The organism is Sphingomonas sp. (genome assembly GCF_048594985.1).
Lineage (GTDB): Bacteria > Pseudomonadota > Alphaproteobacteria > Sphingomonadales > Sphingomonadaceae > Sphingomonas_I.
In genome coordinates this window covers 1-9,074 of record NZ_JBMDXG010000338.1, presented here as the reverse complement: position 1 = coordinate 9,074, position 9,074 = coordinate 1, and the positions used below count along the sequence as shown (strand labels likewise).

The 9,074-nt window shown below is 70.8% G+C and carries 9 protein-coding genes; 7 read left to right on the top strand and 2 right to left on the bottom strand.

The features are described from left to right. The 5 genes from ACOJSF_RS13860 to ACOJSF_RS13840 all read left to right on the top strand — a co-directional run. The coding region (locus ACOJSF_RS13860) for a chemotaxis protein CheA (protein WP_420142785.1) at positions 1 to 1,690 on the top strand (1,690 nt) is incomplete at its 5' end. A 3-nt stretch (positions 1,691 to 1,693) separates the two neighbouring features. After that, positions 1,694 to 2,125: a chemotaxis protein CheW gene (locus ACOJSF_RS13855; RefSeq protein ID WP_420142784.1), complete on the top strand. Its 432-nt coding sequence runs from the start codon at positions 1,694 to 1,696 to the stop codon at positions 2,123 to 2,125. A 63-nt stretch (positions 2,126 to 2,188) separates the two neighbouring features. After that, positions 2,189 to 2,554 carry a response regulator gene (locus tag ACOJSF_RS13850; protein WP_420142783.1) on the top strand — a complete coding sequence of 122 codons (366 nt, stop codon included), beginning with the start codon at positions 2,189 to 2,191 and terminating at the stop codon, positions 2,552 to 2,554. Positions 2,555 to 2,565: 11 nt separating this feature from the next. Then, entirely contained in the window at positions 2,566 to 3,660 is a 1,095-nt protein-coding gene (locus tag ACOJSF_RS13845; RefSeq protein ID WP_420142782.1) for a chemotaxis protein CheB, read from the top strand. Further along, positions 3,651 to 4,469, top strand: coding sequence for a CheR family methyltransferase (locus ACOJSF_RS13840; protein ID WP_420142781.1), 819 nt, complete (start codon positions 3,651 to 3,653; stop codon positions 4,467 to 4,469). Before ACOJSF_RS13845 ends, ACOJSF_RS13840 begins: the two co-directional genes overlap by 10 nt. Before the next feature lie 78 nt (positions 4,470 to 4,547). On the opposite strand, the gene ACOJSF_RS13835 is transcribed toward ACOJSF_RS13840, so the two are convergent. Then, complete coding sequence (locus ACOJSF_RS13835; protein ID WP_420142780.1) at positions 4,548 to 5,282, bottom strand: SDR family NAD(P)-dependent oxidoreductase; 735 nt, start codon at positions 5,280 to 5,282, stop codon at positions 4,548 to 4,550. Between the two features lie 86 nt (positions 5,283 to 5,368). Here ACOJSF_RS13835 and ACOJSF_RS13830 point away from each other — a divergent pair, with 86 nt between their 5' ends. After that, on the top strand, positions 5,369 to 5,773 hold the full coding sequence (locus ACOJSF_RS13830) for a winged helix-turn-helix transcriptional regulator (RefSeq protein WP_420142779.1): 405 nt from the start codon (positions 5,369 to 5,371) through the stop codon (positions 5,771 to 5,773). Positions 5,774 to 5,800: 27 nt separating this feature from the next. Here ACOJSF_RS13830 and ACOJSF_RS13825 read toward each other — a convergent pair whose 3' ends face one another. Further along, on the bottom strand, positions 5,801 to 7,684 hold the full coding sequence (locus ACOJSF_RS13825) for a peptidase M61 (RefSeq protein WP_420142778.1): 1,884 nt from the start codon (positions 7,682 to 7,684) through the stop codon (positions 5,801 to 5,803). Positions 7,685 to 7,974: 290 nt separating this feature from the next. Here ACOJSF_RS13825 and ACOJSF_RS13820 point away from each other — a divergent pair. After that, the coding region (locus ACOJSF_RS13820; RefSeq protein ID WP_420142777.1) for an arabinofuranosidase catalytic domain-containing protein at positions 7,975 to 9,074 on the top strand (1,100 nt) is incomplete at its 3' end.

Here is a 9,074-nt window from a genome sequence, read left to right as displayed (position 1 = left end):
GTTCGTCGGCCTGCCGCGCATGGTTCGCGACCTCAGCGCCGAACTCGGCAAGCAAGTGCTAGTCGATATCGAAGGCGGCGACGTCGAACTCGATCGCGAGATGATCGAGATGATCCGCGATCCGCTGACCCACATCGTCCGCAACGCGCTGGACCACGGGATCGAGACCGCAGCCGAGCGGGATGCGGCGGGCAAGCCGGAAGCGGGCCTGCTGACCATCGGCGCCCGCCAGTCGGCCAACTGGATCCTGATTGAGATCGTCGACGACGGACGCGGCATCGACGCCGACCGGCTGGTGCGCAAGGCCGTGGGGAGCGGGCTGGTATCGGCGGATCAGGCCGCGTCGATGAGCTGGGCGCGCAAGCTGGAGCTCGTCTTCCAGCCGGGATTGTCCACCGTCGACACCGCCAGCGCGATTTCGGGGCGCGGCGTCGGCATGGATGTCGTCCGCGCCAATATCGAGCGGATCGGCGGCACGGTGGAGATCGACAGCCGGCCCGGCCAGGGGCTGCGTCTGTCGCTGCGTGTGCCGCTGACGCTGACCATCATCCCGGCTTTGACGATCAGCAGCGCGGGCACGCATTTCGCCATTCCGCGCTCGGCGATCGACGAGCTGGTCCGCCCCAATGGCGAGGCGGTCAGGCTGGAACGGCTGGGCGGGGAGCTGATGGCGGTCGTGCGTGGCGAGCGGCTGCCGGTGGTCGACCTGGCCCGTTTCATGGGCATGGCGCCGGCCGCCGAGGAGCCCGCGCTGCTGGTGGTGGTGCGCGTGGGCGGGGGCGCGCGCTACGCGCTGGGCGTCGAGGCGATCCACGATCACGAGGAACTGGTCGTGAAGCCCGCCGCGCCGTTGCTGATGGCCGGCGGCATCTATGCGGGCACGACCCTGCCCGACAACAGCCGGCCGATGCTGATGCTGGATGTCGGAGGGATCGCGGCGGCGGCTGGCATAAGCACGACCGCGCCGCAACCGGTGGAGCCGGTCGCGGAGTCGCAGGAGGGGGCGGCGGTGCCGACCCTGCTGTTCCTGGACCTCGACGGCGTGCTGCGCGGCATCCGCCTGGCGCTGGTCGAACGGATCGAGGCCGTGCCCGCGCGCGCGGTGATCGCGGCGGGCGGCGCCCGTCTGCTGCAGCTTCAGGACCGGCTGATCCCGCTCCGCGCGATCGGCGCGCTGCCCGCCGATGGGCGGCTGCGCGTGCTGCGCCTGAACGACGGGACGCGCAGCGCGGCCTATGCGATCCGGCATGTGAGCGATGTGGTGGAGACGCGCGCGGAGATGACGCCCGCGGGGGGCGCCGGCCCGATCGCGGGCGTAATGCTGCATGCGGGCGAGCCGGTCGAGATGCTCGACCCCTTCTGGCTGTTCGCATCCGCATCGGACAGCGTGTCGGTCGCGGGAGCGCCGCTCTGCCTGGTGGCGGAGGGTGGCGACGCGTGGGCGCGCGAGGTTCTGGCCCCGTTGCTCGGCACGGCGGGCTATCGCGTGGCGTTCGCGGGGGAGCCGGTGGCCGAGCCGGTCTCGGTCGTGATCGTCGCGGGGGGCACCGCGCCGAAGGACGTGCGCGCGCCGGTCATCCGGCTGCGCGCCTCGCCCGGGGAGGCCGGGGCGGGGGACGGGAGCGTCTATCGCTATGATCGCGACGCATTGCTCGGGCGGCTGCGCACCTGTGCGGCGGGGGGGCGCTGAGCGATGGAACGGCTCTATCTGATCGCGCGCGTCGCCGACGAGACCATCGCGCTGCCGGCGGGCGAGATCCAGTCGGTCGTCGAGGTGCACGACATCGCCGCGATCCCGCGTGCGCCCGACCATGTCGCCGGCCTGTTCGCGCTGCGCAGCCGCGTCCTGACGGTGATCGACAGCCAGCGCGCGCTGGGGCTCGGCACGCATCCGCACGGGGCGGGGCCGGCGGTGATCGTCGAGGTCGACGGCCACAGCTACGCCCTGCTGGTCGATCAGGTCGAGGACGTGATCGAAGCGGCGGCGCCCGAACCCTGTCCCGCCGTGCTGGGGCCGTCATGGCGCCGCGCCGCGCGGGGCAGCATCGTGCGCGAGGAGGGCGCGGTGCTGCTGCTCGATCCGGGGCGGATCGTCGCCGGGCCGGACCCCGTCGCCCCCCGTTAAGACGATCCTTACCGCCTTCGCCCTAGGCGCTTTTCCCATTCCGCTCGATCAGGACGCGCGTGCATGAAGACTTGTCTGGTAGTCGATGATTCCAAGGTGATCCGAAAGGTCGCGCGCCATATCCTGGAGACGCTCGACTTCGCGGTCGACGAGGCGGGCGACGGGCAGGAGGCGCTGACCCGGTGCCGCGCCGCGCCGCCCGACGTGATCCTGCTCGACTGGAACATGCCGGTGATGAGCGGGATCGAATTCCTGCGCATCCTGGGCGAGTCCGATCTGCCGCAGCGGCCGAAGGTGGTGTTCTGCACGACCGAGAACGGGCTCGGCCATATCCGCGCGGCGATCGATGCGGGGGCGGACGAATATGTCATGAAGCCCTTCGACCGCGAGACGCTGGCGAACAAGCTCCAGATCGTCGGCGTCGCTTGAGGGCGGCGGCGGTGGCGGAGCCACGATCGGCCGGACCACAGGCGGCAAGCGCGCCAAGGACGACCGGGCCGATCCGTGTCCTGATCGTCGACGATTCGATCGTCGCGCGCGCGGCGCTGTCGCGGTTGCTGGACGAGGATGACGATATCGTCGTGGCGGGATCGGCGGGCAGCGCGCCGGCGGCGCTCCGCCTGCTGGCCGAGCTGCGCGTCGACGTGATTCTGCTCGACCTCGAAATGCCGGGGGTGGGCGGGCTGGCGGCACTGCCCGAACTGCTGGCCGCCGGGCAGGGGGCACGCGTCCTGATCGTGTCGTCCGCCTGCGCGGATGGCGCGGCGGCCAGCATCGCGGCGCTGCGCGCGGGCGCGGCGGATACGTTGCTCAAGCCGATGAGCGCGGGCTTTTCCGGGCCCTTCGCGCGCGACCTGACCGATCGGCTGCGGCGGATCGCGTGGCCGGACGGGCGCGACGGGGCGGCCCCGGCCGATCCGCGCGGGGGCGGGGGAGCCCCGGCCCGCCAGATCGAGTGCCTCGGCATCGGCGCCTCGACCGGAGGCGTCCACGCGCTTGCCACCTTCTTCGCCGCGCTGCCACGCGAATTCGCGGCCCCGATCCTGGTCACCCAGCATCTGCCCGCGCCGTTCATGCCCTATTTCGCGACGCAACTGACCGACATGGCCGGCCGCAGGACCCGCATCGCGGCGGCCGGGCTGCAGCTGATCGCAGGCGAGATCCTGCTCGCGCCCGGCGACGCGCATCTCACGCTCGCGCGGACGGGCGGGATCGTCCACGTCCGGCTGGAGCGCAAGCGCGCGGCATCGGGCTGCCTGCCGTCGGTCGATCCGATGTTCGCGTCGATGGCGAAGGTCTACGGCCCCGCCGCCGTCGGCGTGGTGCTGAGCGGGATGGGGCGCGACGGCGTCGACGGCGCGGCGTTGCTGGTCGGGGGCGGCGGCGCGGTGTTCGCGCAGGACCGCGCCAGCTCGGTCGTGTGGGGCATGCCGGGGGCGGTCGCCAATGCCGGGCTGGCGCGCGTGATCGCGCCGGCGGGCGAGCTTGCGCGGCGGCTGGCGGAGCGGGAAGAAGGCGCCGCGCGATGGAGATGACCCCCCTTGCCGCGCGATCGCTGGCGGGCCTGTTCGAACGGACGACGGGGCAGGAGCTGGGCACCGGCCGGCAATGGCGGATCGGAACCGCGCTGCAGCCGATCCTGCGCCGCTACGACATCCCGACCTTCGACATGCTCGCGGCGACGCTGGCGCGGTCGTCCGGCTCCGAGCTGCGGTCGGCGGTGGTCGAGGCGCTGCTCAACCACGAGACGAGCTTCTATCGCGACCTCGGCGTCTTCCAGGCGATCCGCGCCGCGTTGCTGCCCCGGCTCGCCGCCGCGCGCGCGAAAAGCCGGCGGCTGCGGATCTGGTCGGCGGGCTGTTCGACGGGGCAGGAGGTCCACTCGCTCGCCATGATGTTCCGGGCCGACGACGCCCGCTGGACGGGATGGACGATCGAGATCCTCGGCACCGACGTTTCGGCCCAGGCAATCGAGCAGGCGCGCGAGGGCCGGTACAGCCAGATGGAGATCCAGCGGGGCTTACCGATCACCGACCTGCTCGCGCGGTTCGACCAGGAGGGCGAAAGCTGGCGCATCCGCCCGGACGCGGCGGCGCGGCCGGTGTTCCGCGTCCACAACCTCCTCGATCCGCCGCCGGCCGGCCCGTTCGACATGATCCTGTGCCGCAACGTGCTGCTCTACTTCGCGGCCGACCGGAAGCGGCAGGTGCTCGACCGGCTGGCTTCGGTCCTCGCCCCCGATGGTTTCCTGATCCTCGGCGCGGGCGAGACGGTGCTGGACCAGACCGACGCGCTCGGCCCCGACGCGGAGATCAAGGGCATGTACCGGCCGGTCGGGCGATGAGCCACTTTCGGTAAAAGAGGGCGCGGGCGTGCGGCGGGGGACCGGCGCGCTTATGGCGCCGGCCCCACCTCGCTCCTGTCAGACCTGCGCGAAGCCTCCGTCGGCGAACACCTCGCTGCCGGTCATGAAGCTGCTGTCTGAAGACGCTAGGAATGCGGCGACCGCGCCGATTTCCGAGGGCGCGCCGACATGGCCGATCGGGGTGCTCGCCCCCATCTCGATCATCGCGTCGCGACCGACCGCCTCCTCGGCAAGCTCGGTCAGGGTCGGCCCGGGCGAAAGCACGTTCACGCGGATGCCCGTGCCGCGCAGGTCCTGCGCCCAGCTCCGCGCGAAGTTGCGGACGGCGGCCTTGGTGGCGCTGTAGACGCTGAATGAGGGCGTTCCCATCACGCCGGTGGTGGAGCCGGTGAGAATGATCGAGCCGCCCGGACCCATCAGCGGCAAGGCGGTCTGGACCGTGAACAGCGTACCTTTCACGTTGACGTCGAAGGCGGCGTCAAACTGGTCGCGCGTGATCTGCCCCAGCGGCACCAGCGCGCCGAAGCCGGCATTGGCGAAGAGGATGTCGAGGCCGCCGCGCTCCGCCCGCACCGTTTCGAACAGCCGGTCGAGATCGGCCTGATCGGTTACCGAGCCCTGGATCGCGCGGGCGTTGGGCCCGAGTTCGGCGGCCGCGCGGTCGAGCGGTTCCCGCCGCCGCCCGAACAGGTAGACGGACGCCCCCTCGTCGATGAAGCGCTTCGCCGTGCCGAAGCCGATGCCCGTGCCGCCGCCGGTCACTACCGCCGTCTTGCCGTCCAATCTTTTCATGTCGCGTCCCTCAGTCATTAACCGGCCGCGTATCTGATCCCGCACCTTCCTATCGACAAGTATGCACCTTTTGGTAAGTAGGGAGGATGGCGACAAGCCCCGCTCCCGTTCCTGGCTTCTCCTGCGGGCTCGACGCCACGCTGCGTGTGATCGCGGGCAAGTGGAAGCCGCTGATCATCTATTTCCTGGTCCAGGGACCGAACCGCTATGGCGCGCTCAAGCGCGCGGTGCGCGGGGTCAGCGACAAGATGCTGATCCAGCAACTGAAGGAGCTGGAAGCGGACGGGATCGTCACCCGCCGCGACTATCAGGAGGTGCCGCCGCGCGTGGATTACACGCTCACCCCGCTCGGCCTCAGTCTGGCGGAGGCGCTGACGCCGCTCTGCACGTGGGGCAGCGACAATATGGCGACGGTAGCGCAGATCTTCGCCGAACGCGCGAAATGGGGCGGGGCGGAAGAAGAGCGGCCGACCGCCATCGATCGATCCTAGAGCGTCGTGCCGTCGATTCAGGCGGAATCAGCGCGGGGCGAGCAACGCGGCAAGCGTATCGGGGCGGTCGGCGATCCGTTCGAGCCGTGGATAGCGGAGCGGACCTGCATATCCGATCATGATGTCCGACCGCGCGCCTTCGCGATCGATGGTCAGGACGATGGGATGGCGTGCGGACTCGCGCACCGCGTTCAGCAGTGCGTCGCGCGCGAACGGCGCCGCATTGACGGCGACGATCCGGATGCCCGGCCGCATTCCGGCGCGAAAGGCGGGGCCGTCCCACGCGACCGTCCGTACCGCGCCATCGGCACGGACGGTGAGCCCGATCGAATAGGTCAGGTCGGCGACGCCGGCCTCCTCCTCGCTGGCGCGGAAGGCCGCGGTGGGCGTGTCGGTGAAGGCGAGCCGCCAGCCGTGCCGCGTAAGCCCGCTGGTCGTGTCGAGTTCGTCATGAGCGTCGACCCAGCCATGTAGGAACCCGGCCCAGTCCGCCGGCGCGACCGCGTTCAGCGTGCCGGCTATGTCGTCGAACGTATAGGTGCGGGCGGGCGCGTCGGGAGCCGCCCCGGCGAAGAACAGGCGTGCGAAATCGTCGATTCCGCGACGGCCGCCGCTGCGCGCGCGCAGTTCCGCGTCGACGGCCAGCCACAGCATGACGCCTTCCGAATAATAATCGCGCCGCCGCTGCCAATCGCGCCACGGCACGGGCTGGCGAAGCATGAAGGCAGGATAGTTCACGTCGTCGGAGAGCGGGCGCCACGCGCGGCCGGGGCGGGCGGCGACCTCGGCCGCCTCGATCGCCAGCCGGTCGCGCAGCTCGGCCGGGGTGAATTGGCCGGCGCGCGTGGCGAGCACGCGGCCCCAGAATTCGGTCTGCCCTTCGTACATCCACAGCAGGCTGCCCGCGACGGGGACGTTGGGGGTCGGCGCCCACAGATCGGCGGGCGTGCGGGAGAAGCCGTTCCAGGCGTGGACGATTTCATGCGCGATCAGGTCGCGGAACAGGATCTGCCCCGGCCAGTCCCGGAAGTGCGACGATGCCAGCCCATTCTCGCTGGCGGCGCGATGCTCGGTCCCGCCCGACGAGCCATCGTCGCTCAACCGCGCGAGAATTTCGTAGCGCTGGAAGGGCGTCGTGCCGAAGACCGCGCGCATCTGCGCGATCAGACGCCGCAACTCGGCGATCCGCTCGGGCGGGACCGCGAGGTCGCCCGGCCGCAACGCCGCGAGATCGAGCGAGACCGCACCCGGGCCGGGCGCGGTGAGCGGCAGCCGTGCCGTATGGCGGCCGGCGAGCACCGGCGCGTCGAGCAGCGTCTCGAGCGTCGTGGTGCCGAACTGGAGGGTCGCCCCGTCCGTCTCCGCGACCTCCAGCGCGGTGAAGGCGCGCAGGCCGCGCGGCAGGGTCAGCGTGGCCGCGACCGGGATATTTCGTGCATACCAGCCGGCCGGATAGAGGATCAGCCGCTGCCACGGCACGGTGACGACGTCCGGTGTCAGCAGATCGCCCCCGGCGACCATCTGGAAGCGGACGTCGATCATGCGCGCGCCGGGCGGCACGTCGACGTGGAAGGCGTGCGGCTCATAAGGGTCGCGCCGCCAGCGAATGCGCCGGCCCCCGGCCTCGACGACCAGCCCCGCGAGATCGGTGACGGTGAGGCTCGGCCCATGGCTGGCCGGCTCCCAACGCGGGTAGAGCAAAGTCACCGCGCCGCCTTGCCCGACCGGGATGCGCTGCTTCACGGAGAAGATGCGGCGATCGATGTCGGTCGCGTCGACCTGCACCTCGACCGTCCCGTCGAAGGCATGATCGACGGGGGCCGCGACGGCGCGGCGCGGATCGGCATAGACGGGCCCGGGCGCGGCCCCGCTAGCGCCCTGCGCCGTTGCGAGCACAAGCGCGAGCGCCATCACGCGCATTCGATCGGGGTGAACGGACACCACATGCTCTCCGGGGAAATCGCCGTCAGTCGGTATTGGGCGGCTCCTGTAGGAAGGGCGCCATGGACACACAACTAATGGTGCCGTGCGGATATCGTGGTGGGCGACCTGCGCGCCCTGCTTGCGGCGGAGCGGATGGCTGCCTAGCGATGGCTGTCACCGTCGGAGGGACGGTTTTCAGCTGCGCGTCAGCATCAGCGTGAAACGCCAAAAATGAGCCGCGCTCCCGAGGGCGTGGCGAACAAGGGAGAGGCGGTCCGATGCGGATCACGAGTAAGCTTGCAGTCGCACTGGTCACGACATCGGCGTCCGTCGCCTGGGCGGCGCCGGCCGCCGCGCAGGAGCGGGCACAGGGGCCATGCGACCTTTACAATGCGGCGGGCACGCCGTGCGTCACCGCGCACAGCACCACGCGCGCCTTGCTCTCCAGTTATGAGGGGCCGCTCTATCAGGTGAAGCGGGCCGCCGACGATCGTACGCTCGACATCGGCATGGTGGCGCTGACGGGCGGGCGATATGCCGACGCCGCCGCGCAGGACCGCTTCTGCCGCGAGACGGTCTGCGTCATCACGATCATCTACGACCAATCGGGACGCGGCAACGACCTGGTCCAGGCGCCGCCCGGCCCGCTCTATCCCGGCCCGGCCAAGGGTGCGTTCGATGCCTCGCCGATCGCCGACATGGCGCCGGTCACGATCGCGGGCGGGCACAAGGTCTATGGCGTCTACATCATGCCGGGCATGGGGTTCCGCCAGAACAATGCCCGCGACCTGCCGATCGACGACGAGCCGGCGGGCATCCACGTCGTGGTCGACGGCACGCATTTCAGCAACGGCTGCTGCTTCAACTACGGCAATGCATCGACCAACGGCCTCGCGGTGGGGACGGGGACGATGGAGAGCGTCTATTTCGGCACATCGAGCGGCTGGGGACGCGGCGCGGGCAGCGGCCCGTGGCTCATGTCGGACATGGAGGCGGGGCTCTTCTCCGGCTACGAGGCCGGCCTCAACGAGGGCAGCCCGACGATCCGGTCGCGCTTCGTAACCGGCGTGTTCGGCGGAGGCGGGCGCAACTTCTGGACATTGCGCGGCGGCGATGCGCAGCGTGGGCCGCTCAAGACCTTCTATGCGGGCGTCCGGCCGGGATCGCGCGAGAATGCCGCCTATTTCCCGATGCACAAGAAGGGCGCCATCCAGATGGGGAATGGCGGGGACAACGGGAACGGATCCGCCGGCACCTTCTACGAAGGGGTGATGACCGCCGGACAGCCGACCGACGCGGTGACCGACGCGGTGCAGGCAAACGTGGTGGCGGCGCGGTACGACCTGCCGTCGCTGACGCAATCGCGTCTGAAGAGCTT

Bases quoted from the DNA above. Each gene is read 5' to 3' on its own strand.
- ACOJSF_RS13855 (WP_420142784.1), top strand. From the start codon at position 1,694: ATGGAACGGCTCTATCTGATCGCGCGCGTCGCCGACGAGACCATCGCG.
- ACOJSF_RS13850 (WP_420142783.1), top strand. From the start codon at position 2,189: ATGAAGACTTGTCTGGTAGTCGATGATTCCAAGGTGATCCGAAAGGTC.
- ACOJSF_RS13840 (WP_420142781.1), top strand. From the start codon at position 3,651: ATGGAGATGACCCCCCTTGCCGCGCGATCGCTGGCGGGCCTGTTCGAA.
- ACOJSF_RS13835 (WP_420142780.1), bottom strand. From the start codon at position 5,282: ATGAAAAGATTGGACGGCAAGACGGCGGTAGTGACCGGCGGCGGCACG.
- ACOJSF_RS13830 (WP_420142779.1), top strand. From the start codon at position 5,369: ATGGCGACAAGCCCCGCTCCCGTTCCTGGCTTCTCCTGCGGGCTCGAC.
- ACOJSF_RS13825 (WP_420142778.1), bottom strand. From the start codon at position 7,684: ATGGCGCTCGCGCTTGTGCTCGCAACGGCGCAGGGCGCTAGCGGGGCC.